The organism is Brenneria sp. g21c3, assembly GCF_040240345.1.
GTDB lineage: Bacteria > Pseudomonadota > Gammaproteobacteria > Enterobacterales > Enterobacteriaceae > Brenneria.
This window is the reverse complement of sequence record NZ_JBEIAB010000005.1, coordinates 311,592-337,583: the sequence shown is the minus strand read 5'-3', so window position 1 is coordinate 337,583 and position 25,992 is coordinate 311,592. Positions and strand designations below refer to the sequence as shown.

Sequence of the window (25,992 nt, the reverse complement as noted above, 5' to 3'; positions counted from 1 at the left end):
ACGGCCGGGCTGTGGTTAATGCCGCCCGGCCATCGCCGGTATTGCTTATCGCAAGACGCTGCCGGCGCATAACCGCGCGGCGTTAAAACGCCAGTTCCCGTATCAATACCGCCGAAACCACCTTCCAGCCGCGCGCCAGCAGGCTTTGCGCGTCGCCGTCCAGCGCCACCGTGCCGCGCAACATCTGCTGTTGACGGCCGCTGTCGGCAGGCAGACTCAACAGGATGCGGTAAACCACCTGCTCAGGATGCAGCTTGCGCTGCGCGTCGCTTAAGGCGGCGATATCGCCGCCGTAAGTCGAGGCCAGCTCCGGTACGGCGCTCAAATCACGGGTGGCGGTATGATCGATATCCACAATGGTGAGCGGCAAAGCGTCGCGGCTGACATCCTGCGGATAAAAACGCCCTTTCCCGCCGACCTTCAGCCGTTGCCAGTCCTTTTCCGACACAAAGGCTTCCACCAGACCGCCTGACGGTTTGACCACCACCGCCAGCCATTCGCCCTGCGCCAGCCATTCGCCGGCGGCCAGCGGCTCGGCGATATCCGCCACCACGCCGTTCAGCGGCGCGCGCACCGTCAATTGCGCCGACTGACGTTTCAATACCGCCAGCTTTTGCTCGGCCGCTTCACGTTCCTGCTTCACCCGCAGATGCTCGCCCGCGGCCTCTTTATTAAACACCTGAAACGCGCCCTGCCAGCTTAGCGTGGCGATTTGCCGCGCCAATTGCTGTTGTTCATGCAGCAGCGCATCGGCCGACAGCGTAAACAACGGCTGCCCGGCCGCGACGGACTGGCCGACCCGCACCTCGATGCGCTCAATCATGGCCGGCAACGGCATATACACGCTGCTTTGCTGTTCGGCGCGCAGCAGCGCCGGCGCATACACGGTGTTCTGCCAGGGAATAGCCAACAGCAGCAGCAATACGCAAACGGAGGTCAGCGTCACGATCATATTACGGTTCATACGGTAATCCTTGCGGCGTTTACTCCACTCGCGCAGTTCATTAACCACGGGCATGATGACGAAATAACCGATCTCAACCGCGAATAGCAGGATGCCCAGCAGTTTAAACGCCATGTGATAAACCAGGATGGCGATACCGGTAAACAGGAAGAACCGGTAGACCCACACGCAGAAGGCGTAGCCGACCAGCGTGCGCCGCAACCAGCGGGGAAACGGTTCCGGCGCTTCATCCCCCAGTCCGAACAACCATTCGCGCATCCGCCAGCGGCCGATGGCAAAGCCCCGCTGTTGCAGATTCGGTATCTGAAGCCAGTCGGACAGCAAAAAATAGCCGTCGAAACGCATCAGGGGACTGAGGTTGATCGCCAGCGTCATAATCCAGGTGGTGGTGGCCAGCATAAAGGCCGCGCTGCGCAGCATGCCGTCCGGCAGGAAGCTCCAGGCCAGCGTCGCCCAGGCGGCCAGCGTCAGTTCGGTCGCCATGCCGGCCGCGCCGATCGCCATCCGCTGGCGGCGGCGGGTCAGTTTCCATGAGCCGGATGTATCGGTATACAGCACCGGCATCATCACCAGAAAGGCCACGCCCATAGCGGCGACGTTGGCGCCGAAGCGCTTGCAGGTATAGGCGTGTCCCAGCTCATGCAGAACTTTGGTGAAACAGAGCGTCAGGCCCGCCAGCGCCGCCCCTTCCAGGGTAAAAAAATGCAGAAAAGTATGCTTGAAGGTTTCCCACTGCCGCCCGGCCAGAAACAGCCCCAGCAGCGCCGCCATCAGCGTCAGCGTTAAAAAGGCGCGGCTGAACAGCGGCGCCACCCACGCTAAGCTGGCGGACAGAAAACGATCGGGATGCCACAGCGGAATACGGAAAAACAGATAGTTCTTCAGCAGTTTACGCCATACGGAGACCTGCGTTCGCGCCAACTGCCGGCCGAACTGCGCCAGCGCCTCGTCGCCCGATGCCCGCGTCAGGCTATTGGCCTGCAAGAAGCGGCTAAAATGCGCCACCTCGTCGTCGTCAAGGTTCAGCGTCGACGTCCGGCGAATGGCGGCGGCGATCTTGTCCGCCTCGCCCAGCGACCAGTGCGACAGCATCGCCATTTCCGCCCAGCCGATGCGAAAAAACAGGCCGCGCAGCGGATCTTCCAGCGTCCAACTGGGCGATCCGTCCCGGTTGGACGGCCCGGCATGCAGGATCAGTTCGTCCCGCAGCGGACTAAGCCGGGTACAGGGCGGGTTAGTCCCCTCGATCTTCATCACACGCCCAGCCACACACGCAGCGTCGTCAACGGTTTACGCAACAGATAGACGAACAGCACCGTGCGCTGGCCGTACACTTTCGCCGTCCCTTTCAACCCGACGCGCAGCAGCGGATCCGTTTGCGTAAAGCGAGCCCTCAGCCGATAGGCCATAATGTTGTCCGGGGTGGGGGCGGAACGATAGCCGATATGCTCAAGCCGCGCCGACTGCGCCGCATTGGGCGCAACGTTAAGGAATAGGCGCACATCGGCCCCTTTCTCCAGCGCGATGGCGTCGGCGGCGGGCAGTTGGATCTCCAGCTCGACATCGTGCGGATCGGCAACCATCATGATTCGCTCGCCGATCGACACCGATCGTCCGATCCAGTCGCTGACGTCATCAAAAATCGCCACGCCGTCGCGCGGAGAGACCAGTTGCATACGCGCCTGCTGCCGTTGCAGAAAATCCACATCGCTACGCGCCTGCTCCCGCCGGCTTTGCAGCACCGCCAGACTGGCCTTGCTATTGGCGTCAAACAGCGCCTGCTGCTGAGCCTGCCGGTACTGCGCATCGGCGCCGGCGAACGTCTGCCGCGCCGACTCCAGCCGGTTTTCAAGTTCGCGGGCATCCAGCCGCACCAGCGGCTGATTTGCCGCGATCTGCTGATTGGGGCGAACCAGAATATCGTCCACCACCCCGGCCACCGGCGCGCGCACCATCACCGGACGATGCGCGACGATCTCCGCCGGCGCCAGTACCGATTGCCGCACCGGGATCAGCATAATCAGCAGCAACGCGACTACGCCCGCCAACAGCAGACGACGCCGCTTAGGCGGGGCGGCGCCGTTGCCGCGCCGGTTTTTGCGTAAGCCAAGCCAGGCATGGGAATAGGCGTCGGCCAGCTTTTCCAACAGCACCAGCTCGGCGGGCCGCCAGGCGCGGTCGCGCGCCAGAATCAGCGCCAGCGGCCGTTCTCCCTGCGGTCGCCGTAAAGGCAGCCACAATACAAATTCCGGCAAATATTCCTGCCAGAGCGATTGGTCGTCGGCCGGCAGATCGCGCCAGCTTAAAGCCTGCGTTTGCCGATCTTCCTGTTGCCACTGGCGACACAGGCGGCTGAATGCGCTGCAAAACGGCGCGTTGTCATCGAGAGCCGCCAGCCCGGACGCCGCGCGCAGGCGCTGTTTTTCACAATCCCACAGCAGCGCCTGGCGATACTTCACCAGGTTGTGCGTTTCATTAACGATGAAAAACGCCAGTTCATCCTGCGTTTCCCGAGCCCTGGCGCGGCTTTGTAACTGCAACAGCTCAGCCAGCAGCGCCAGGCGGGTATCCTGTTCGTTGCCTGCGTTGGTCATAACAAAAGCGCGCTCATGGTTGGCCGCCGTCCGGCGGCGCGATTTGCGCCGCCCCGCTCATCCCCGGCAGCAGCCCGGCGGTGGATTGGGTGATGCGGCCGAACACTTTCACCGATTGACTCACCGGCTCCACCGCCGAGGAGATGCGGCTGATTTCCGCCGCATAGCTCAGCCCGGTTTCATCCAGCGTCACCTGAAAAGCATTGCCCTGTTTAAGCCACACCAGCCAGCGCGACGGCACGATCATTTCCAGCTCAAAGGCGCTGTCATCGTAAATCGACAGCAGTTCCTTGCCCTCCGGCACCGACTCCCAGCGCTTCACTTTGCTTTCCGTCACCCGGCCGGAAAACGGCGCTTTAATGACGCAGCGTTGCAGCATGGCGCGGTTGACGCCGGTTTCCGCCTGCGCCATGGATACCGCCGAACGGGCCTGATCCACGTCGGACAGACTGATTGAATTGAGCTTATCCAGCCGGTTGGCGATGGCCAGTTTCTTCCGCGCCGCATTTTCGGCGGCGGCGGAATAATTCAGCTTTTCTTTCAGCACCGTACAGTCAAAGGTCAGCAGCGTATCGCCCTGTTTGAAGTGTTCGCCCTCTTTCACCGCGATATCCGTGACTTTAGCCGCAATCTCGCTGGAGAGCGTGGTGTAACGCAACGCGCTAAGCTGTACGCGAATATCATTGCCGCCGGCCGCCTGTCCCCACAAGGGCGTCAGCAACGCCCCGACCAGCAGAAACCGCTGCGCTTTCATCAGTGCGATCCCCCGGATTGCAACGATTGCAGGTTATCCCACATATCGGTGTTCACGCTGCGATAGGGTTTGCCGGCGATGGCGCCCGGCGGCGTAACGACCGCGACCGGTTTGGCAGCCGGCGTCGGCGCGGCGGCGACCGCCGTCGGCGCAGCCAGGGAAAGACGCGGCACCGGTACGCGGCCGGTTTCGATATTACCGGTGGTGCGGGCAATGGTATTGCTCAATGCGGCCAGACTGGTATCGCCGACGTTATCCGGCAGCACATCCAGACCGGCGGCCTGATACACCGCGCCTAAGGCGTTTTGTACGTCCGCGAAACTGCGGTCGCGCGCGCGGGTGGTGAGGATGGTTTCCGTGCTGACGCGCACCTGTTCCATTTGCGTCGCCGCCTGATTGCGCACGCTCAGCTCGGTCTGATTCAGGATACCGCGCTGAATGCGGGCCAGTTCCTGATAGCGGCTGAACATGCGCGTGCTTTGCTGATACTCCTGCCACGCCACGTTCACCTGCGTCAGCACCGCCATCCGCAGCGCCTGACGCCGCGCCTGCGCCAGTTCCTCGTTGGCTTCGCCGGCGCGTTTTACCGGCGACCAGGACAGTACGTTCAGCAAGTTGCCGCTGACCTGCAACCCGGCGCTGGCCCACTGGTGATTGACCAGATAGCTGTTGCTGTCGCCGTTGATGCCGGCGAACAGCGACACGCCCGGCAGTAGCCGCAGCAGCGATTTACGGGTTTCCAGCACCGCGTTGCGCGCCTGATAGCTTTCTTCGCGCACTTCCGGACGCTGCACCATCGAAAAGTTTTCCAGATCGTCGAGGCTATAGGCCAGTTTCGGCGCCGTCAGACTGCTTTCGGCCGGCACGACGACATCGAATTTACTGGCCGGCGGCAGGTTCATCAGCGAAGCCAGACGGGATTTGGCCATCACCAGATCGCTATCGACGATCTCAAGCTGGCGCACCATTTCCAGCATATTTTTCTGGAAACGCAGCGCGTCCACCGGCGCCAGCAGACGCTGTTGTTCGGTCTGACGGGCATATTCCAGCGACTGACGCGCCTCGACCAGCGCGGCCGTCACCTCCGGCTGTAAACGCTGGGCGGTGGCGGCTTCCCAGTAGGTGGTGCGCACCTGACGGGTGATATCGGCCACCACGCGGCGGCGGCGTTCTTCGGCCGCCAGTGATTTATTGGCCTGCATTTTGGCGTTGAAATAGCTGATGCCGAAATCCAATACGTTCCAGCTCAGCGACAAATCCGCCGTGCGCATGGTTTTATCCTGACTGGTGGAGGCTTCCAGCGACTGTTGGCCGGTCGTCACCGACTCACTGCTGGAGCCGGCCACGTTGTTGCGCGTTTGCAGCCCGGCCCGCGCCGCCAGCTTGGGCAGCATGTCCAGACTGGAAACGCCGATCAGGTTATCCTCCATCGCCTGCTCCATCAGCGCCACCCGCTGTTGCAGGTTGTATTTCAGCGCGCGGGCAATCGCCTCGTCCAGCGTAATGGTGCCGCGTACCGGCTCCTGATTGGCGAACATTTGCGTCCGATCGCTGAGCGCCTGCGCCACCTGTTGCTCCGTCGTTACCGGTTCAGGCTTTACCGCGCACCCGGCCAGCCCCAGACAGGCCAGCGTCACCGCCAACCTCAGAGCCCGGGAACCGGCGGATTTTGGCTTACTATCCCAGAGTTTCGCTATGTGCTGATTCACCAGGGTTCTCCCCATCCAATGTTGTATGTTGATGTTGTTATAGGTTGCGATACAAAATCCACGTCACTGCGTGAGCGGCGACGCCTGCCGCTACCCACTCCCCGCCTCCCCCTTGTCAGGGGGAGGTGCCAACTCCCTCCCCTGTGAAGCGGAGGGTTGGGGTGGGGTCAGTCACTGCGCCGGCGACGTCTGCCGCTACCCCCTCCCCGCCTCCCCCTTGTCAGGGGGAGGTGCCAACTCCCTCCCCTGCGACTGTCTCTTAGTCACATTTTTATGCGGACTCAGAGGCAGTTTCGTGCGCCACAATGCCGCCATTTCCATGCTACGTCGTAGCACGCGCCCGACATAGGGGGCTCAAGCGCCAGCCCCCTATGAACCCGGGCTTGCGGCTAAATTATGCCGCTGCGCGGTGCCATCGGTGTTCTTGACCGCTATTCGAGCCGCCAGTGACGCGTTCCCGACGCGGCACTGGCTTTCGCCGCATCCATGCGGCTCACTCAGCGGCCAAGTCCACCGCTGCATAATTTTTTACGCCGCGTAACAACCAACCCCGTCAGCACTCCCGTATTTGTGTATAAGAGACAGCCCCTGCGAAGGGGAGGGTCGGGGTGGGGTCAATCACTACTCAGGCGACGCATTGTTTGCCGTTAGCTGCTGCAATGCGCTCAGCAGGTCGTCATACTCCGCTCTCTCCTGCTGCAACTGGGCGGAAAACGCCGCCTTGCCGGCCGGGATATCCGCCCGTACCGTCTGCGGATCCGGCCGTTCACTTTCCCGCGCCGGCGTGCGTGCCAGCGGTGAAAAATCCACGTTCTCCAGCGGCGGCATCAGTTCCGTCAGCGCCGGATTGAGCAGCCAGGGCGTGGCGGCATAGTCGAGCGCGCCGTTGGTCAGCGGATAGCGCTCTCTGGATAAGCTCTCGCCATCCTGCACCGTTGCCGCAGGATCAAGCGGCGCGACGATCGGCGGAGCCATCGGCCGCAGCGACGCGTTTTGCGCCTCTTCGCGACGCTTATCCTCCTGTTCTTCGCGCAACCGTTCCATCATGTCCGGCGCGTTGGCCGCGGGCAGGAAGACCGGCGATACCGGCTGTTTATCAACCGTTAACGTCAGGCTTCGGGCGGCCGTTCCCCCCTGTCCGTCGCTTACCGTTATCGTCAGCTCGAAGCTGCCGACGGCAAGCGTCCTGCCGCTGAGGGTGCGCGTAGCGGCATCAAAGCTCAGTCCGTCCGGCAGCCCGTCAACGCGCCAGATCAGCGCGTCGCCGTTGGCGTCGCTGAACAGATCGTCCGAGAGCGTGGCGCGGTACGCCGCAGCCTGCGTGGCCGTCGGCAGCTCCGCCTCGACGTCCGTCGCCTGCGGCGCGCTGTTAACGATATTGACCGTCGCCGCGATATTCAGGACGGCGGTATCCGCGCCGCCGTTCGCCGTGCCGCCGTCATCCTGCACCGCCGCCAGCGTAATCACGCGCTCGGCCGCCGTCACCACGGCGCTGTCGTTGGCATAGGCCAGGCCGTCGATCAGGGCCGCCGCGCCGGCGGCGGAAAGTCCGTCGGCGCGAGAGATGACCAGCGTGGCGGTGCCGTTGTCGAGCGTCACCGCGACCGTCAGGCCGCTGGCGGTGCTCACGACGCCGTCGGTCAGCGCAACGCTCGTGCCGTCGACGATCAGGCGCTCGGCATTATCGGCGACGCCGGAAACCGTTACGGTCAACGCCGCGATGGATTGCCCCGCTTCCACGGCGGCGACCTCGGCCCCATTGAACAGCGGCAGCGCATCGTCGCCCGCCGCGTAGTCTGAATTGACCGGCGCGGCGCTCAGCGTGGGCGCGTCGTTAACCGCCGTCACCGTCACGGCGGCGGTGACGGCGAGCGTCGTGGTATCCGCGCCGCCGTCCGCCGTGCCGCCGTTATCCTGAATGGCGCTCAGGGTAATGCCGCGCGTGCCGACGGTGGGATCGTCGCTGGCGTTGGCATAAGCGATGCTATCCACCAGAGCGGCGGTGTCCGTCGCGGAAATACCCGATTCGCCAGAGATCGTCACGGTGGCGACGCCGTCGCTGACCGCAACGCTGTAGGCGTAGCCGCTGGCGGTGGTGCCGGAACCGGCGACCAGAGGCACCAGCGTGCCGTCAATCGTCAGCGTCTCGTCGACGCCGTCGCTCAGGCCGGAAACGCTCAGCGTCAGGGCGGTCACCGTCTGGCCCGCTTCCACGGTGGAAACGCTCGTCTCGCTAAACAGGCTGACGGCCTCGCCGCCTTCCACATAGCCGGCGTTGGCGGGCGTGGTCGTCAGCAGCGGGGCGTCGTTAACTTCCGTGACGTTCAGAGACAACGTCACGCTGGCGCTGGCGCCGTAGGCGTCGGTCACGCTCAGGACGAGACTCACGCCGGCGCCCGGATCGTCGCCGGTATTGGCGTAGCCGATCTGTTGCAGTACCCGATTGGCGGTAACAGTGGCCACATCCGCCGTAAAGGTCAGCGTCAGCGTCCCCTCAACGTCGGCGAAGGCGGCGATGGCCGCGCCGTCGAGATAGAGCGTGCCGTCCGCCAGCGTCAGGCCGTTGCCGTCGATAAAGCCATAGCCATCGTCGCCGTTGGCGCCGCCGTCGCGCGCCAGCGTGATAATCGCGCCGTTATAGTTGCCGGCGCCGTCGGCCAGCGCGTCATAGTCGGCATCGCTGAGGGTAATGGCGCTGAACGGCTGTACCGTTCCCTGTTCCTGATAATCAACGGCGATTGTCGTCAGACCATCTTTAAGACTGACCACGCCGCCGCTGCCGATGACCGCCACCGCGCCGTGCGCGCCGCTCACCACGCTGCGGGCGCCGGCCAGCGCGGCCGTCGACGAACCGGAGAGCGTGTCGACCAGCGTCAGCGAGCCATCAGCTTTATAGCGGCTGAGACTGCCGTCCGAGCTGACGACATACAGGGTGCCGTCGTCGTCGGACAGCGAGAGAGCCGTGACGCCGGACAGGTCGTCCACCGCGCCGATGTAGCTCAACGCGCCGCCGGCGGCGTCAAAGCTGAAGGCGGCGACGCCATCCTCGCTGGCGACGTAAACCGTACCGCCATCGCTGGAAACGGCGATATCGACGGGGCCGGACATGTTGATGGCGCTTTCGCCAACGGCCGCGCCGTCACGCAGCCAGGCGACCGCGCTGAGCGTGCCGTCCTCGCCGCGCTGGTAGACGATCAGGGTATTGGCGACCGTCTCGGCGGCCGGATCGGTCGCCACATACACATAGTCGCCCACCGTCTGCACGCCAACCGCGGTAAACAGATAAGGCTCGCTGCCGGTGGATGCGCTGACGGACTGGCTCAACGCATACTGGCCGCTCTCGGCGTCCAGCGTATAGACCAGCAGGCCGGAGTAGTTGCCGTCCACCACATACAGGGCGCCGCCGTCGGCGGAGATGGTCAGGTCGACGACGCTTTCCGTCGCCAATGTCTGAACCAACGTCAGGCTGCCGTCGCCGCCGTCGCGGCTGAAAATGGTAATGCTGTCCCCGTTTGCGCCCAGCAGATAAAGCGTGCCGCCATCGGCGCTCACCTCGATCAGCGAAACGGACGAAACGCCGCTATCCAGCGTCTGCAACAGCGTCAGTTCGCCGGAGCCGGTGTTGCGGCTGAAAATGGCGATGCCGCCGTCGCTGCTGGTCACATACAGGTAATCGCCGTCGGCGGTCAGCGCACTGGCCGAGATATCGCTAAGACCGCTGACCGCCGTCAGGCTGGTGGCGACCGCCAGACTGGTGTAATCGGCGCCGGCGCTGAACTCGGGCGCCGAGTTGTTCACCACCTCAATCGCCGCGGCGCTTTCCAGCAAGGTTGTGTCGCCGCCGCCGTTGTCCTGACCGCCGCTATCGCGCACGCTGAGGCTGAAGGTGCGCACGCCGGCGGTCTGGGTATTGCTGAGATTGGCGTAGCTGCTCTGCTCGATCAGCGCCGCGGCGGCATCGGCGGCGATGCCCTCGTCGCTGGCGATGGTCACGACGGCGGTATCGCCGTCGAGGGTAACGCTATAGGCGTAGCCGTTATCGAGCGTGCCGCTGCCGGCGACCAACGCGATACGGGCGCCGGCGACGGTCAGCGTTTCGCTGGCGCCGTCCGCCAGGCCGGAAACGGTAAAGGTGATGGCGGAAACAGTCTGACCGCTTTCCACCGTCGAGAGGGACACATCGCTGAACAGACCGGCGCTGCTGCCGGCGGCGGCGTAAATGGCATCCGCGGGCGTGGCGCTGACCAGCGGCGCATCGTTAACCGCGACCACCGCGACGCTGGCCGCAATGGAGAGGGCCACGCTATCGCTGCCGCCGTTGGCCGTGCCGCCGTCGTCCTGCACTGATGCCAACGTCACGGTGCGCGTACCCGAAGTCGGATCGTCGCTCTGGTTGGCGTAGCCTAGTCCGGCGATCAGCGCCGTCGCATCCTGTACGGCGATACCGTCGCTGCCGCTAATCGTCACCGTGGCGGTCGCGCCGTCCACCGTAATGCTATAGCGGTAGCCGTTCGTCGTTTCCCCGGCGGCATCCGCGATCAGAGAAACCGTCGTCCCGTCGATAACCAGCGCTTCGCTCGCGCCGTCGCTCAGGCCGGAGACCGTCAGCACGATATGGCTGATGGCCTGACCCGCCTCGCCGGTTGAGAGGGCAACGTCGCTGAACAGCGTCGTCGCATCGGCATTCTCGACGTAGCTGGCGACGGCCGGCGTGGCGCTGACGGTGGGCGCGGCGTTGGTCAGCGCCACGACCACGGTGCTGGCGATCGCCAGTTCGCTGGTGTTGACGCCGCCGTTGTCCGTGCCGCCGTTATCCTGAATCGAGGTCAGCGTAATAATGCGCTCGCCGATAGTCGGGCTATCGCTGGCATTGGCGTAGGCGATGCTGTCGATCAAGGCGTCGGCGGCCTCCGTCGGCAGGCTGCCGCTGAGCGTAACGGTGGCGACGCCATCGATCACGCTGACGGAGAGCGTATAGCTGTAGTCGGCGGTGCCGCCGTCCTCGTTATTCAGCGTGATGGCGCCCCCGGCGCTGGCGCCGTCGGTCAGCGCCACGCCGACGCCGCCCACCGTCAGCGTCTCACTCTCGCCGTCGGTCAGGCCGGAGACGGTCAGGGTCAGGCTGCTGACGGCCTGCCCCTCCTCTACCGTGGAGACCGCGCTGTCGTCGAACAGTTTGACCGCGTTGCCGCCGCTGGTGTAAACCACGCCGCCGCCGCTGGTTTGCAGCGTCGGCGCGTCGTTGATTTCCGTCACCGTCAGCAACACGTTGATGGCGCTGGCCGTATACTGGTCGCCCGCCGATACCGTCAGCAGGATGCTGTCGCCGGGGTCGGCGCTGGTGTTGACGTAGGCGATCTGTTGCAGCACCTGATTAGCGATGGCGGTGGCGACGTCGGCGGTAAACGTCACGGTCAGCGTCCCGTCCACGCTCGCGAAGGTGCCGATGGCCGCGCCGTTCAGCGAGATAACGCCATCGGCCAGCGTCAGGCCGTTACCCTCGGTAAAACTGTAGCTGTCCGCCGCATCGGCCCCGCCCTCGCGGGCGATGCTGAGGGTGCCGCCGTTATAGTTGCCGGCGCCGTCGTTAAGCGCGTCGTAGTCGGTATCGGCCAGAGTGAGGCTGCCGGCAAGGTTGACGGCGCCGCCTTCGGTGTAGGCGACGGCCACGGTATCGGCAATGCTGATGGTATTCAGCGCCGCATTGTAGTAGCGGGCGCCGGTATAAACGGAGCTGCCGTCGCTGGCGACCTCGATGGTGGTCGAGGAGCGAACCGACAGCGTGCTCGCCAGGGTCAGCGTGCCATCGTCGTTGATGCTGTAGATGGCTAAGGTGGAGCCGGCGCTGCCCACGTAAAGCGCGGAGCCGTCGGCCGAGAGCGCGACTGACCAGGGGGAACTTCTGCCCAGCGTCGAGTATGGGTTGTAGGCAGTAATATAGCCGACGGTATTGTCGGCGCTGTCGTAGTGCAGGACGGTCAGGCGGTTATTGGTGCCGGTCGTCACGTAAATGTAGCCGTCGTCCCGCACCGTAATGGATGAAAAGTTTCCGTTAAGTTCGCTGCTGGAAGTCAGGGTGCCGGCATCCGCGGCGTTGCCGTCGCTATCGACCCAGCTCAATGCGGTGCCGCTGCGGATCAATTGGCCGGCATAGCTCAGCGCGCCGTCCGTATCCGTGCGGTAGATAGAGATTGTCCCGCTGCTGCTCAGCACGTAAACCGTATCATCGCTGCTGACGGCGAGGGAGATCGCGCCGGTGAAATTCTCCGTGAAACCGCCGCTCTCCGCCAGCGCGCCGTCGCTGTCAAGCGAATAAGCATAGAGCGCGCCGGCGGTCATGGCGTAAAGCGTGTCGCCGTCCGATGACAGTTCGAGCTTGACGACCTTGGCCGCCATCGTTTCCGTACCCGCCAACGCGTAAGCGCCGCTCTCGCTGTCGTAACTGAACGTCAGCACCGCATACTCGCCGTCGCTGGTCGCGCCGGAAACGTAAACTGTCTGACCGTCGGCAGAGGTCGCCACCGCAGTGCTGCCGGACAAACCATCGACCTCGACCAGCGACGTTTCGGCGTCGTCCGCCGCGCCCTGCGTGAAGGTCTGGATCAGCGTCAACGCGCCGCTCTCGACGTCGCGGGAGTAGATGCTGATATAGGCCGTGCCGCCGTAGTTGGTGCCGGTGCTGCTGAGCACGGTCAGGATAGTGCCATCCGCGGAAAGCGAGAGGCCGCCGATATAGTTGGCATGGGCGCTGATCGAACCGTCATAGTTGTACACCAGCGCGCTGTCGTCCGCGCTCAGTCCCGGCGCGCTGTTGTCGGCCTCGTTCTGCGTAATCACCCGCAGCGTCAGTTCAGCGCTGGTACTGGCCCCCGACGCGTCGGTGACCGTTACGCTAACGGCGTAATCGCCCACCGTGCCGGCGTTGCCGGAAATGGTCAACGTTTCGGCATCGAAGCTTAACCCGTCGGGCAGCCCGCTGACGCGCCAGGTTAGCGCATCGCCGTAGACGCTGTCGGCATCAATAAACAAGGCGGTATCCAGCGTGGCGCTGTAGTCGGTGTTTTCGGCGGCGTTCGCCAGCGCGGCGGGAACCTCTTCATTGATTTGCGGCGCCCGGTTGGCGATCTGCTCCACCGTCAGATTCAGATCCAGGGACGCGCCGGCGCCGGAAGCGTCGCTGACCGTGACGGTGACGGTAAAATCGCCGGTTTCCGTGGTGGAACCGGAAATGGTGCGGGTCGCGGCATCGAAAGTCAGCCCTTCCGGCAGACCGCTGACGCGCCAGATCAGGCTATCGCCGTCGGCGTCGTTGAACAGTCCGGAGAACAGCGTGAAGCTGTAGTCGGTCTCGCTGGTCGCGCTGCTTAGGGCATAGCCGGTGGAAGCATCGGTATTAACCTGCGGCGTCGCGTTGACGCGCAGGGCGGCGACCAGGCTGTTGCTGGTCAGCGCGCCGTCGCTGGCGGCGACGGTAAGCAGGATGTAGCTGCCGACGACGGCGCTGTCGTTGGCGTAGGTCAGCTGTTGCAGCGCCTGATTGGCGATCGCCGTGCCGACGTCGGCGGTAAATTTCACCGTCAGCGCGCCGTCGTCGCTGACGCTCAGGGTGGCGATGGCCTCGCCGTCAAGCGAGACCACGCCGTCGGCATAGCTCAGGCCGCCGCCGTCGGCAAAGCCGAAGCTGCCGCCCTCGACGTTGGCGCTGACGGTGATGCCGGCGCCGTTATAGTTGCCGGCGCCGTCGTTCAGCGCGTCGAAATTGCCGTCGGCCAGAGTGATCCCGTCGGCGAACGTCAGCGCCGTCCCCCGATCGAGGGTTTGCGCGGCGCTGTAGCGGGCGACGCCGCCGCTGCCGACCGCCAGTAGCGACAGGCCGTCGCCGGAGACGGCGATATCGCTGACGCCGCCGCCGTCGATGCTGCTGACCAGCGTCAGAGCGCCCTCCCCATCCGCCGCGTACACGCCGATGACGCCGCCGGAAGTGGCCGCGTACAGCAGGCCGCCGTCGCGGCTCAGGGCGATGCCGGAAATACCCTCAAGGCTCAGCGTACTTTGCAGAGTAAGCGCGCCGTCGCTGAAGCGGTAGACCTGTATGCTGTTGTCCGCGCTGCTGCCCAGGTACAGGAAAGCGGCATCCTCGCTGACGGCCATCAGGTAGGTCGAACTGCTGGAGCGCACGGCGCCGGCGGTGACCGAATCGATGCGGGTAAGCGTGCCGTCGTCGTTGATCTTCAGCACCGACAGGGTATCCGTGTAGGCCACGAACGAGCTTTGATCGCCGATGACGAACAGGTAGCCGTTGGCGCTGATCACCGTCTCCGCCCGCTCCACGCCCAGGTCATCCTCGCTGACGGTCTGGATCAGACTGAGCGCGCCGCTGTCGCCGTCGCGCGCGAAGACCGCCATACCGTTGTTTTGCAAGGTGACATAGACGTAAGCGCCGTCGGAAGAGAGGGCGATATTGCGCGTGGTGTCGCCGGCCGAAACGGTGGCGACCTCGCCCAGGGAACCGTCATCGGCCAGGCTGACGCTATAGACGTCGCCGCTGCCGGCGTTAACCAGATAGAGCGACTGGTCGTCGGCGCTGATCGCCATATCGGCGACGCTGCCCAACCCCGCCACGGCCTGGGTGCCGACCAGCGTCAGGCGGCCGGCGTCGTCGACGGCAAATACCGACAACACGCCGTCTCCGGCGGCGTAGGCGTAGTCGCCGCCGCCGGCGTAAACCACCGTCACATTATCGCCAAGATCGTCGATGGTGAAAGACTCGGCCGGCTCCAGCGCGCCGTCGTCGCTCAGCACCGGGGCGACGTTAACGCGGCTGTCGATGGTCACGGTGGAGCGAATATCCAGCGCGGCGGCATCGCCGCCCGCATCGCTCAGGCTCTGTAGCGTCACGGTGACATCGCCGCTCGGCACGCTGTTGTCCAGCGAACGATAGGAAATATTATCGATTAGCGCCGCCACCTCCGCGGTTGAGGTTTCACTGACAATCCCCAGATTCAGGGTGATGGTGGTGACGCCCTCGTTGACGGCCACGGTATAGGAATAATTTTTTTCACTCACCGCCTGTTCCGCGCTAACCGGCGTCAGCGCAATCTGCGTGCCATCGATCACCAGCGCCTGATTGCCGCCGCTGCTGTCGACCGTGATGATCAATTGGCTGATTTCTTCGCCGTTTTGATCCGCCGATACCGTGACATTGCTGAACAGATCCACCGTTTCGGTGGTGGAACCATCGTCAATGGCGACCGTCGCTTCCACGCCGCTGGCCGTCACGCCGGGCGCGACGTCGGTGGCGGCGACGACCTCCGCGGCGGTGGCGACGGCGGCGGCGTCAAACATCATACGGGGTTCCAGCACCCAGGCCTGGCGGTAACGAGTCGTTAATCTGTTTGTGGTCATCGTGGTTTTCCGCAACTAAGTATGTTGTAAGGTCGGCGTGTTTATTCGATCAATCGCACAAAGGCGCTCTTTTGATGCAATTCCGCGGCGATGGCGTCCAGACGCGCCTGAATTTCATCTTCTTCATCGGAAAAACGCTCGCCTGATAAATACAGCTGAGATAAATTGCTGGCAAAGCAACTGGTTAACCCATCACGAATATCGCTGTTGACGGCATTTTGATAACTGCCGCTTGGATTGGTGGCGATCAGGTAGACGTCAAGCCCGCGCGCCTTGAAACTGGAACACAGGCGGGCGACAAATGACCGCGTTTCGTTGCCGTATGTGTTCTGGTAACTGCCGGAATGAATCAGCATGACGATGGCCTTCACCCGCTCATTGCGGCCTTCATCGAAATCTTTCGGCAGGCTGTCATCCGGCAGATTCCAGCCCGTTTCGCCGCGAAACGCCGGCGACAGCGCCATCGCGCTCCAGCCCAGGGCAAAATCGATCTTGCTGAGAGTGTTGACCCGCTGTTGGCGCAGCGCGTCCAGCCGATCGTCGATATCAGTCAGTTCATTGGTCAGCGGCAGCAGCGGAGTTTTCGGGCAGGCGGGCGAGACCACTAACTGACCGGACTCATCATTTCCCGCTATGCTCACCGCCTGTCCTCGGGAATAGGTGTTGTATGGGGTGAACTGAAACTTGCGCGCATCGATGCTGATCCCGGCGATCGAGTCATCGTCGCTGTTCGGGTAGTGCCAGAAAGCGATGCGGAAATCATTGGCCGGGGATTGCTCCCAGCGGAAATTTTCGCCGACATCCATCCCCCGGTACAGGCAAAGGCGGTTATCTATGCGATCGGGGATTTTCCGGCGATCGATAAAACTCGCCGCATTGCCTTTGAAATCGACCAGACCGTCGGCGTTCTCCGCGCCCGATTCCATCCAGCGGCTAATGCGATTGGGAACCGCGTTGTCATAAACGTTGACGCCGACCGCATACGGCACCAGCGCCAGCCAGGCGTTGTCGCTGCCGCCGATCAGATTTGCGGCAAAATTTTTCCCTACCCGCTTCAGGACATCCAGATCCGCCGGCTGGAAACTCTCTCTGACGGTAACCGGCAGCGCCAGCGCCACTTCCAGCGAGCGGTTCCGCACCTCGGCGGTGGAGTAGATCGTCTGTTCGACGTCGCCGGTCCGCAGCAGTTCGGGCGCGGTGCTAAAGCTGACGGCGACGGTATAGGTCGGATAGTCATTATCGCTGCGCCCTTCGCGCACGCTCACCTTGTCGCGCGACAGCGCTTCGGCCAACTGCGCGTTCAACCCCAGATTGGCCCTGACATAGTCGAACGCCAGTTCCGTCATCTGCTGGTCATCGAAATCGTTATTTTCATTGCCGCTGACCACCGCCTGCCGCCCCACCGCCAGCGCGGCGGCGTCGGTGGCGCGCTTGATTTGCGCCGCGTCGCCGGTAGCGGTGGTGGCGTCGACGATAAACGCGGCGGTCACCAGCAGCGCCATGGTTCCCAGCACATAAAACACCGCGCCGGCGCCGCGATCGTCGCGCAGGAAAAGCCTTAACGCTCGCGTTAAACGCCGCCCACGGCCGCCGGTGTTATTCTTCATCGTCCGCATACTCCTCTTCCGGCTGCCCCGCTTCGCGCCCCAGCGCGCTATCCAGCGCAATCACGCCGCCCGCCGTCCGGTTTACCTGCGCGACGCGCAGCAGATTGCTCAGCGACAGTCCGCCCAACAGCGAGATATCCTTGCCTTCACGGCATAACTCCACCACCAGCATCGCGACGCTCTCGCTGCCGTCCTCTTCATCCTTTTCCGGCAATTCCCCCGGATAGACCTCGCCGTACGCGGCCAAATTCTCGCCGCAGATGCCGTCCGCGTTGCCGCGATCAAGCTGCCAGTACACCGCGCCGGTTTGGCGCACATTACTGATAAGCAACTGATAATTCCCCAATCCTGTCTGCGGCAACACCGTATCCAGCAAACCTTGCAACCCCTCAGCCGTCAGTTCCTGCTGTAAGCCGAGAACCGCGACGATGGCGCCGGCGCGCTGCTCCATCCGTTCACGTTCCAGACCGACGGTATAGATATCCGCACATAGCGTGCCGATCGCCAGCACAATGGGCAGCGCCAGCGCCGTTTCCACCGTGACGGAAGCCAGTCGGTCGGCGCAAAAACGGCGCAGCCGGGCCAAAGGGTTACGCTTCATTACGCAGTTCCGTACCGAAAACATGTTTGTACTGATAGCGGAAGGTATCGCCCAGCGTCAGCACTTCCGGCAACGGCGTCAAAAACGCTTTTTTTATCTGTACCGTGACCGACCAGACCGGCAGGGTATCCTGGGCGTCGTCCTGATCCTCATCCGAGGCGATCTCCAGTCCGCCCAACTGACTCAGGTTGTCGAAATGCAGCACGCTGACGGTCAGGTCATCCCCTTGCAGGTAGCCGTAGGCCGAATCGATCATCCGTTCTTTTAGTCGCGCCTCCATCTGTTCGGCGCTGATCGTATCGAGATCGTCGAGGCGAAATGTCTGCACCGCCTTGTCCAGCGCCGCGCTACCCACGGCGATCACCAGACCGATACGCGCCAGTTCGAACAGCATCATCACGCCGACCAAGACCACCGGCACCAGGAACGCCACTTCGACGGCGATCACGCCGTGCGTGCTGCGCCAATCCAGATCGTTGCGTCGGAACATCTTCATCATTCCGGATTGCTAAGCTGCAAAGGCTGGCGGCTGGACAGCAGCAGGGTTTCGCCGCGGCGGGTATCCTGACGCATCTGCGCCACGCGCTGGCTCAGCGTCTCCATCAGTCCGTCGATACGCTGCGGCTGGGCGATGGTCGCCAACGCGGCGCGCGCCTCTTCCCGCCGATCGTTGTAGAGATAAGCCAGCGCCAGATTCAGTTTGCCGGTCGGGTTGCCGCTGTCGACGGAGCGCAGTAAACCGATGGCTTTCTCCGCATCCCCGCTCGCCAGCCAGGAAAGCGCCAGATTGTTGATGGCCGCCACATCCGCCGGATTGACCTGCAACGCTTTTTCGAACAGCTGACGCGCTTCGGCGTGTTTGCCGGCCGCATCCATCACCACGCCCATGCCGTTGAGCGCGCTCGCATTGTCCGGCTGCGCTTGCAGCGCGCAGGCGAAATCTTTCTGCGCCATCGCATTGCGTCCCAGCGCCAACTGCGCGCGCCCCATCCCCAGACAAACCGCCAGCGCTTCCTGCGGCTTCAGCTTGTCGCTATCGCCGCCCAGCGACTGCCGGGCGCGGCCGTACAGCGCCAGCGTTTGCTGGGGGGAGCGCACCGACGACGCCACGCTGGCGTACTCCAGCAGTTCGGCGCCTTTGAGTTCTCCGCGCGTATCGATCCGGGCATACACTTCCGTCGCCGCTTCCATGCGCCCCTGATCGCGCAGTAAACGGGCCAGCCGCAGCCCTTCGTCTTTGGTGCCTTTAATCTTCATGGCGCTGCTGCCGCAGCCCGCCAGCAGCGCGCCCAACAGCAGAACCAGACACAAACGTCCCATCCCCCGCCATCCGGTCGCCATTTTTTTCACCAGACCAACCATGTTCGCCTTCCCTCAGTACTCTCTTTCTGCTGTAACATCCCCGCCTGCATGGGGATAACGAATTCCGTCGCGGCTACTGCGTCAGCAGCCGAATCACCCGCACCAGCGCCGGCGACGCCATGATGGCGACGATCGGCGGCAGAATCAGCGCCATCAACGGCACGCTAAGCTGCGCCGGCAATTTGCCCGCTTTCTCTTCCAGCCCCAGGATCAGCGTCTTGCGGCTCTCGTCGGCGATGGTGCGCAACGCCTGCGATAACGGCGTGCCGTAGCGTTCCGCCTGAATCAGCGTGGCGACCATGCTTTCGATTTCCGCCACGCGGGTTCTTTCCGCCAGATGCATCATGGCCAGGGTGCGATCGGAGAGGATCTGCAATTCAGCGGCGGTGTAGTGCAGCTCATCGGCCATTTCCGGCGACGACAGGCCCAACTCTTTCGACACCACCTGCAATACCCGGCCAATCGGCAACCCGGCCTCGGCGCAGACCACCATCAAATCCAGCGCGTCCGGCACCGCCCGCGCCAGTTTTTCGCCCCGGCTGGCGGCGCGCAGTTTCAGCCACCACTCCGGTAGCAGCGCGCCGACAAAAAAACCGATCAGGCCGGCGGCGACGCCCGTCAGGCTCATCCGATCGGCGGCCGGCAGCCAGCCCCACACCAGCGCCAAAGCGCACAGCGCGCCGGTCGACAGTTTGCCCATCACCAGCCAGCCCACCGCTTCGTAGCGGCGGAAACCGGCCAGATCCAACAGACGGCGCAGGTTACGCCGATCTTTCTCCGCCCCCGCCAGCCGCTCGCCCTGCGCCGCCGCCGGCAGCAGCAGTTTTTCCAGCCACGGCGCCATCTCCTTTCCCTGACCGCGCAGAATATTCATATCCGGCGCGGACGACTCGACCGAGGCGTCGGGCAAATGCGCGCGCATCCGCTCCGCCAGCTGTTTATGCTGTTGCTGACGAGGGCGAAAACCGACGAGGTATACGCCGACGCCAATCAGCCCCAGCGCCAGCAGTAATAAGGGATCGATCAATCCGGTCATCTTGGCTCCTCTCCCGACGTCAACTGATCCGCCTGACCATGAAGTGCGTCACCAGCATGCCGAGCGTGACGCTGCACAGGGCGTAAATCAGTACCGTGGTTCCCACCGGATCGGCAAACAAGAAGTTGAAATCAGCGGGGGAACGCATATACAGATAGGCCAGACAGCAGGGAAACAGCGCCGCCACAATCTTGGCGGACGCCCGCGCTTCCGACGTTTTCGACTGCACTTTAAGCTGAAGCTCGCGGCGCGCGCGCAGGGTGGCGGACAGGCGCTCCAGCGTTTCCCCCAACCGCCCGCCGGCTTCCTGGTTGATAATCAGGATCACGACAAAAAAGCGGTACTCCGACATCGGCACTCTGCCCGCCGATGCCTGGATCACCTGACGCAGCGGGATCCCCAGTTTCAGCCAGTGATCGATGGTTTTAAATTCATTGGCCAGCGGGCCGGTCAAATGCTCCGCCACCATCGCAAACGTATTCGCCACCGGCACCCCCGCCCGACAACTGCGGGTGATGGCGTCAATGGCCTCCGGCAGACTTTCGCGCAGCGCTTTCAGGTGCTTTTGCAGCGCGGAACGAAACAGCAGCGTTCCGACGCCGGCAAACAGCAACAGCGCGAAAACCAGCCCCAACGTCAGCGGCAGCAGGGTTCGTTGTCCCAGCATCATCCCCAGCAGCAGGCTCGGCGCCGCCAGGATCAGCGCGCGCCGGCGCAGGTTCTTTTTCCAGCCGATAAACGCCAGCTGCGACCAGATGCCGGCCAGCCAGCGCCCCAACACCGGCACCTGCATCAACGGCGTTTTGATCTCATCGCGCAGAATGGAATCGGCGATCGGCTGCGTCGGCTGCGGCTCCACCTGCGCTAAAATCTGCCGCCAGCGCTGTTCGCTCTGCTCGCGGCGCTGACGCGCCCTTTGCCAGCGATAGACGGCAAAGCACAGCAGCAGGACGCCGCAAAATACGCACAGCGTGATCAGATTCAGGCGTAACGGGGTCATCGGCGTCTCCTCTGTTCGTCATCACGCATCAAACAAATGCGCTTTATCGCTGTAGAACTGCGGGCGCTGGATATGCTGGACGTATTCGCCGGTCAGCATGCCCTGCGCGTCCTTGCCCTGGATCTGGAAAGTGAACAGATCCTGTAGCTGGATCACTTCGTTTTCCATACCGCAGACTTCGGTGATCGACACCACGCGGCGCACGCCGTCGCGCATCCGCTCGATCTGCACGATCAAATGCACGGCGCTGGCGATCTGCCGGCGGATCGCCATCAGCGGCAGTTGCATGTTGGCCATCATCACCATATTTTCCAGACGCTGGATCGAATCACGCGAGGTATTGGCGTGAACGGTACAGAGCGAGCCGTCGTGGCCGGTGTTCATCGCCTGCAACATGTCGAAACTTTCGCCGCCGCGCACTTCGCCGAGGATGATGCGGTCAGGACGCATACGCAGGGCGTTACGCACCAGATCGCGCTGATCGACCCGGCCGGTGCCTTCGGCGCTGATCGGGCGGGTTTCCAGCCGAATCACATGCTCTTGCTGTAATTGCAGTTCGGCGGCGTCTTCAATGGTGATAATGCGTTCGTCGCTGCCGATCTTTTGCGACAGGGCGTTGAGCAGCGTGGTTTTACCGGCCCCCGTCCCGCCCGACACAATCACGTTAATCTTCGCCTGCATCGCCTTATTCAGCACGTCGGCCATGGCGTACGACATGCAGCGGCTTTCCGCCAGCGCTTCCAGCGACAGGTTGCGGCGCATAAATTTACGAATAGAGATGGTGGTGCCGTCGATCGCCAGCGGATAGGTAATGACGTTGACGCGACTGCCGTCCGGCAGGCGGGCGTCGACCATCGGGCTGGCTTCATCGATGCGGCGGCCGACCGCCGCCGCGATGCGCTGCGCGGTGTTGAAGACGTGTTCTTCGTCAATAAACGTGATCGGCGTCAGTTCCAGCTTGCCGAAACGTTCGACGAACACCTGCCCGGCGCCGTTCACCAGAATATCGTTAACCGTATCGTCGGCCAGCAGCGGCTGGATCGGGCCGATGCCGGTCATTTCATCCAGCATTTCCCCGGCGATGGTCTCTTCTTCCTGCCGGGACAGTTGCAAACGCTGCTCGTCGCAAATGTGGCGGATCACGCTTTCGATCTGCACCAGCAAGTTATCGCGCCCCATCATGGCGGCCTTGCCGGCATCGATCTGATCGTAGAGCTGCGCGCGGATCAAACGCCGTTGGCTGGTACGGCTATCCGCCTGTCGCGTCGCCGGCGTGGATGCGCCCGCATTGCCCGCCGCGGGCTGCGCCCGGTTTTCCGCCGTCGGACGCGTTTTCAGTTCGGTCACATTGGCGACGGCGGGTTGGGGCGTGTTTTTCTGCGTTTCGCCTTTTTGCTGGAGATGTTTACGAATCAGCATGTTCGGTTAACCCTTTGATAAAACATGGCGATGATTTTCATGCCCGTTTCAGCCAGCGTGAAAACCAGCGTTTTTCCACCGGTTTAACGCGCACGCCGCAGGCCAGATCGGCGAGCTGGCGCAACCCTTGTTGAAACGCCGGCGCGGCCGCCAGGTTCAGCGCGCCCAGCGCCAGACTTTGCGCCAGCGCATGACCGGCATGCGGCAGCACGGCATCGATCTTCCGCCCGGTAAACTGCTCGAACTGTTCGCGGCTCAGGGGCGATGTGCCGGCGAAACGGCTCTGGTTATGCACCAGCAGCAGGCGCTGTCCCTCGCTTTCATCGCCGATTTCATGCAGCACGCGCCGGATATTGCGGGCATCCTGTAGCGTCAGTTCGGTCACGATGATGCGTAAATCCGCATAGGTGAGCACATCCAGCGCCCCCGGCGGGTAGCTGCTGGGTAAATCCCAGATAACCTGGTTGAACATGCGGCACAGCGCGCCGCCGAGATTCAGCACGTTGTCCACCTCCACCGGGCTTAATTCGCCCAGTTCGGGTTTCTGCGCCAGCAGATGCAAACGCGAGTCGATGCGCAGCATGGCGCGCTGCAACAAACGGGTATCCAGCTCCTGCGTTGCCAGCACCGCGGCCAGTCCGGCATCGGCGTTTTGTCCCTGCAACAGCAGTTGATCGCCGTTGCGGCGATCGAAATCCACCAGCGCCACCGGCAAATGACGTTCGCCGGACAGCAGCCGGCTCAGCCCCATGGCCACCGTACTGCCGCCGCAGCCGCCGCTGGCGCCGACCACCGCGATGGTGCGTCCCATGCGGGCATATTCCGGCCCCGACTGGCGGCCTTCGCATTTCGCCAGCGTCGATGCCAGCAGATCCAGCGTGAACGGCTTGAGCAGGTAGTCCGCCACGCCCAGTTGCAGCAGGGCGCGATACAGCGCGACATCCTGCGCTTTTCCCGTGGCGATCACCTGCGTCGCGGGGCCGCAGATGCCGAGCAATGCCTCCAGTTCAGGCAACGGCCAATGCGTGTCTTCCAAATCCACCAGCAAAATCTGCGGCGGAACATTCTGTTCGCACCAGGCGCGCGCGGCGGCAATCCCCCCCGCCATCACCGGAACATGCTGCTGTTTCAGGCGCGTGAACTGGTCGCACAGGTCGGCGACGTCATCACCGGCACGGACAAACGCCGCCAGCGGCGCGCTCGGCTCTTCGCCGTCAACCAGGGTCATTTCACTCATGGCTCGCCGCTCCCTTAATCTTCATCAAAGTTAATATCGATGAGCTCTTTCACATCATCGGCCTGATAACGTTCGATGCTGTTGACCGCCGCCACGCCGTCCGCGTCATCCAGCGTTTTCGCCTGAATCAAATCTCGGGGCTCCGCCACCATCATCGCCAGATTGTTTTGCGTCGCGCAGCCCAGATAGCCCACGCCTTCAAACGGTTTCACCATCAGCAGGTCGGGATCGTTCACCTGACAGCGGCTGGTTTTTACCGCCAGCGCTTCGGAAATCACCTCCAGATCGCCGGACTGGCCGCCGGCGGAAGACACCCGCATCAGCTTCACCTTTTGCGGCTCGGCGCCGGCGTTCTTCAGCACGCCGGCCAGCCGCCCGGCCATTTGCTCGCCGCGCGCGCTGCGGGGGATCAGCGTCAGCGTTTGTTTGGATAGCCGCCCCTGGTCTTTCAGCATGACGTTGAGCTGCCTGAGCGATTCCGGGGTAAAGCCGCGCCCGTTCGCCGCCACCTGTAGCGTGACCGCCAGCGAGGAGGGACGCACCTCAATCGGCGCCAGCGCCGGTTGCGCATAACGCTGCATACGCTGGTCGTTCATCGACCTGTCGCCGCAGGCCGCCAGCAATAAACAGACGGCGCACAGCGTCAGGCGACAGAGCGGATTGGCTGACGATTTCATTGCGTTATTCTGGTTATTCATTTTTTCACCGTTTCATCATCAGGTTCAGTAGAGGTAGCCCACCGCGCCATAGCTCGGCATCACGGAGTCGAGCGTTTTGACGCCCTGCCCCGGCATCTGAAGATCGCCGGCGTTCACCGGCTCCACCACATAGGCGGTGGCGATGATCACCAGTTCGGTTTCTTCATGACTTGATGATTCATTTTCAAAGGCGCGGCCAATCACCGGAATACTGCTCAGCCCCGGCACGCCGGTCACCGTCTGACTGTTGGAACTGCGCAACATCCCCGCCAGCGCGAAGCTCTGCCCGCTGGCCAGCTCCACCGTGGTGTCGGCGCGGCGCACGGTCAACGCCGGAATGGTCGAGCCGCCATCCAGCGTCACCGAGCCTACCGAGGTCAGTTCGCTGACTTCCGGCGCAATATGCAGGCTGATGCGGTTGGCGGACAGCAGGGTCGGCGTCATGCGCAGGATCACGCCGTAGGCTTTGTAATCGATATTGACGTTGTTGTTGGTAATGATGACCACCGGCACTTCGCCGCCGGCGGCGAACGCGGCGGTTTCGCCGGACATCGCCGTCAGGTTAGGCTCCGCCAGCACGGAAGCCATGCCCTGTTTGTTCATCGCGGACAGCAATCCGCTGAGCGAGCCTTCGCCGCCGCCGACATTGGCGCCGAAGAAGCTGCTGCCGTCGGCGCCGGTAAACGCGCCGGTGCTGGAATCAAAAAAGCCGCTTAGCGTCCCGGTACCCAGACCGAAGTTGGCGCTGCCCCGGTTAAGCGATGCTTCCCAGTTGAAGCCCAGCTCATGCGTCAGGTTGCGGGAGACTTCCACGACCCGAACGCGAATATTGATTTGCGAAGGCGTTTTGATCTTCAACTGATTGATGACTTTGCCGGAGGTTTCGCTGCTGCCGGGCAACCCTTGTCCGCCGCCGCCGCCGCCGCCTCCCCCCGCGCCGCCGGCAGAGGATGAGGATGAAGAAGAAGCGACGATATAAGCCTGCACGCTATCGATGACCCGCTTGGCATCCTGCGGCGTATCGACGCTGCCGCGCACAATGACGCCGCTGGGGATGCCGGCTTCCAGTTGGATATCCGCGCCGGGGAACTCCCGCTTCATGCGTTCGGCCAGGGCTTTCAGATCGTGTTCGGAAACGATGCGGATCGCATTAATGACATTGCCGTTTTCATCCATGGCATACAGGGTGGTGGTGCCGACACTCTTGGCATAAATAAACAGGTTGCCCGGCGAAGGCAGCTCGAAACTGGCGATGTTCGGATCGGCCACCAGCACGCTGTCAGGCAACGCCTCAAGTTGTAATAAACGCCCCTGATGCACCGTCATGTGAACCACGTTGGTTTCCGCGACTTCAGAAATCCCCGCGGCGAACGTCGTGACGGGCAGCGACGCCATCGCCAGCACGGTTGAGATGAACAGGCGGGCGATCCGGCCGTTAACAGACGGCGGGACGGGCTGCGCGGCAATCACGGCGCCGGAGCGTTTATCCTGCATGCGCAAAAAATTCGTTTTCAAAAATAAGGAAAACATCGTCATTTACTTAATTTCCGTAAGGGCTTCATTTTTTCCAGGCGCAACCTTCTGGTTATTCACAGGCTGGCGATTC

The 25,992-nt window shown here is 63.1% G+C and carries 15 protein-coding genes; all 15 read right to left on the bottom strand.

Features of this window, described 5'->3' with window-relative positions:
* Positions 1 to 82: 82 nt before the first annotated feature.
* The 15 genes from ABRZ28_RS10905 to ABRZ28_RS10835 all read right to left on the bottom strand — a co-directional run bounded on the left by ABRZ28_RS10905 (position 83) and on the right by ABRZ28_RS10835 (position 25,922).
* Complete coding sequence (locus tag ABRZ28_RS10905; RefSeq protein ID WP_330520277.1) at positions 83 to 2,218, bottom strand: HlyD family efflux transporter periplasmic adaptor subunit; 2,136 nt, start codon at positions 2,216 to 2,218, stop codon at positions 83 to 85.
* Entirely contained in the window at positions 2,218 to 3,558 is a 1,341-nt protein-coding gene (locus ABRZ28_RS10900) for an efflux RND transporter periplasmic adaptor subunit (RefSeq protein WP_319604238.1), read from the bottom strand. The genes ABRZ28_RS10905 and ABRZ28_RS10900 overlap by 1 nt, the downstream gene beginning before the upstream one ends.
* Before the next feature lie 13 nt (positions 3,559 to 3,571).
* Positions 3,572 to 4,312: an efflux RND transporter periplasmic adaptor subunit gene (locus ABRZ28_RS10895; RefSeq protein WP_319604237.1), complete on the bottom strand. Its 741-nt coding sequence runs from the start codon at positions 4,310 to 4,312 to the stop codon at positions 3,572 to 3,574.
* Complete coding sequence (locus ABRZ28_RS10890) at positions 4,312 to 6,021, bottom strand: TolC family protein (protein ID WP_442878685.1); 1,710 nt, start codon at positions 6,019 to 6,021, stop codon at positions 4,312 to 4,314. Before ABRZ28_RS10890 ends, ABRZ28_RS10895 begins: the two co-directional genes overlap by 1 nt.
* 621 nt (positions 6,022 to 6,642) lie before the next feature.
* Positions 6,643 to 15,426 (bottom strand): beta strand repeat-containing protein, encoded by an 8,784-nt coding sequence (locus ABRZ28_RS10885; protein WP_330520251.1) that lies wholly within the window; start codon positions 15,424 to 15,426, stop codon positions 6,643 to 6,645.
* A 41-nt stretch (positions 15,427 to 15,467) separates the two neighbouring features.
* The gene (locus ABRZ28_RS10880; RefSeq protein ID WP_330520250.1) at positions 15,468 to 17,033 is read right to left on the bottom strand and encodes a TadE/TadG family type IV pilus assembly protein; all 1,566 of its coding nucleotides are present in this window, start codon (positions 17,031 to 17,033) and stop codon (positions 15,468 to 15,470) included.
* A complete protein-coding gene (locus ABRZ28_RS10875; RefSeq protein WP_330520249.1) occupies positions 17,023 to 17,634 on the bottom strand; it encodes a TadE/TadG family type IV pilus assembly protein in 612 nt (203 codons plus the stop codon). Before ABRZ28_RS10875 ends, ABRZ28_RS10880 begins: the two co-directional genes overlap by 11 nt.
* On the bottom strand, positions 17,624 to 18,133 hold the full coding sequence (locus tag ABRZ28_RS10870) for a hypothetical protein (RefSeq protein ID WP_442878684.1): 510 nt from the start codon (positions 18,131 to 18,133) through the stop codon (positions 17,624 to 17,626). The genes ABRZ28_RS10875 and ABRZ28_RS10870 overlap by 11 nt, the downstream gene beginning before the upstream one ends.
* Positions 18,130 to 18,996 carry a tetratricopeptide repeat protein gene (locus ABRZ28_RS10865; RefSeq protein WP_330520248.1) on the bottom strand — a complete coding sequence of 289 codons (867 nt, stop codon included), beginning with the start codon at positions 18,994 to 18,996 and terminating at the stop codon, positions 18,130 to 18,132. Before ABRZ28_RS10865 ends, ABRZ28_RS10870 begins: the two co-directional genes overlap by 4 nt.
* Before the next feature lie 73 nt (positions 18,997 to 19,069).
* Positions 19,070 to 20,032, bottom strand: coding sequence for a type II secretion system F family protein (locus ABRZ28_RS10860; RefSeq protein ID WP_330520247.1), 963 nt, complete (start codon positions 20,030 to 20,032; stop codon positions 19,070 to 19,072).
* A gap of 19 nt (positions 20,033 to 20,051) precedes the next feature.
* Positions 20,052 to 21,032 carry a type II secretion system F family protein gene (locus tag ABRZ28_RS10855; protein ID WP_319604230.1) on the bottom strand — a complete coding sequence of 327 codons (981 nt, stop codon included), beginning with the start codon at positions 21,030 to 21,032 and terminating at the stop codon, positions 20,052 to 20,054.
* A 21-nt stretch (positions 21,033 to 21,053) separates the two neighbouring features.
* The gene (locus ABRZ28_RS10850) at positions 21,054 to 22,451 is read right to left on the bottom strand and encodes a TadA family conjugal transfer-associated ATPase (protein WP_319604229.1); all 1,398 of its coding nucleotides are present in this window, start codon (positions 22,449 to 22,451) and stop codon (positions 21,054 to 21,056) included.
* Positions 22,452 to 22,488: 37 nt separating this feature from the next.
* Complete coding sequence (locus tag ABRZ28_RS10845) at positions 22,489 to 23,688, bottom strand: CpaE/TadZ family protein (protein ID WP_319604228.1); 1,200 nt, start codon at positions 23,686 to 23,688, stop codon at positions 22,489 to 22,491.
* A 14-nt stretch (positions 23,689 to 23,702) separates the two neighbouring features.
* Entirely contained in the window at positions 23,703 to 24,386 is a 684-nt protein-coding gene (locus ABRZ28_RS10840) for a CpaD family pilus assembly lipoprotein (protein ID WP_442878683.1), read from the bottom strand.
* A gap of 24 nt (positions 24,387 to 24,410) precedes the next feature.
* Positions 24,411 to 25,922 carry a type II and III secretion system protein family protein gene (locus ABRZ28_RS10835; RefSeq protein WP_330520246.1) on the bottom strand — a complete coding sequence of 504 codons (1,512 nt, stop codon included), beginning with the start codon at positions 25,920 to 25,922 and terminating at the stop codon, positions 24,411 to 24,413.
* Positions 25,923 to 25,992 lie beyond the last annotated feature (70 nt).

Bases quoted from the DNA above. Each gene is read 5' to 3' on its own strand.
- ABRZ28_RS10845 (WP_319604228.1), bottom strand. From the start codon at position 23,688: ATGAGTGAAATGACCCTGGTTGACGGCGAAGAGCCGAGCGCGCCGCTG.
- ABRZ28_RS10850 (WP_319604229.1), bottom strand. From the start codon at position 22,451: ATGCTGATTCGTAAACATCTCCAGCAAAAAGGCGAAACGCAGAAAAAC.
- ABRZ28_RS10860 (WP_330520247.1), bottom strand. From the start codon at position 20,032: ATGACCGGATTGATCGATCCCTTATTACTGCTGGCGCTGGGGCTGATT.
- ABRZ28_RS10895 (WP_319604237.1), bottom strand. From the start codon at position 4,312: ATGAAAGCGCAGCGGTTTCTGCTGGTCGGGGCGTTGCTGACGCCCTTG.
- ABRZ28_RS10900 (WP_319604238.1), bottom strand. From the start codon at position 3,558: ATGACCAACGCAGGCAACGAACAGGATACCCGCCTGGCGCTGCTGGCT.
- ABRZ28_RS10905 (WP_330520277.1), bottom strand. From the start codon at position 2,218: ATGAAGATCGAGGGGACTAACCCGCCCTGTACCCGGCTTAGTCCGCTG.
- ABRZ28_RS10870 (WP_442878684.1), bottom strand. From the start codon at position 18,133: ATGATGAAGATGTTCCGACGCAACGATCTGGATTGGCGCAGCACGCAC.
- ABRZ28_RS10855 (WP_319604230.1), bottom strand. From the start codon at position 21,032: ATGACCCCGTTACGCCTGAATCTGATCACGCTGTGCGTATTTTGCGGC.
- ABRZ28_RS10885 (WP_330520251.1), bottom strand. From the start codon at position 15,426: ATGACCACAAACAGATTAACGACTCGTTACCGCCAGGCCTGGGTGCTG.
- ABRZ28_RS10865 (WP_330520248.1), bottom strand. From the start codon at position 18,996: ATGGTTGGTCTGGTGAAAAAAATGGCGACCGGATGGCGGGGGATGGGA.
- ABRZ28_RS10880 (WP_330520250.1), bottom strand. From the start codon at position 17,033: ATGAAGAATAACACCGGCGGCCGTGGGCGGCGTTTAACGCGAGCGTTA.
- ABRZ28_RS10875 (WP_330520249.1), bottom strand. From the start codon at position 17,634: ATGAAGCGTAACCCTTTGGCCCGGCTGCGCCGTTTTTGCGCCGACCGA.
- ABRZ28_RS10840 (WP_442878683.1), bottom strand. From the start codon at position 24,386: ATGAATAACCAGAATAACGCAATGAAATCGTCAGCCAATCCGCTCTGT.
- ABRZ28_RS10835 (WP_330520246.1), bottom strand. From the start codon at position 25,922: ATGACGATGTTTTCCTTATTTTTGAAAACGAATTTTTTGCGCATGCAG.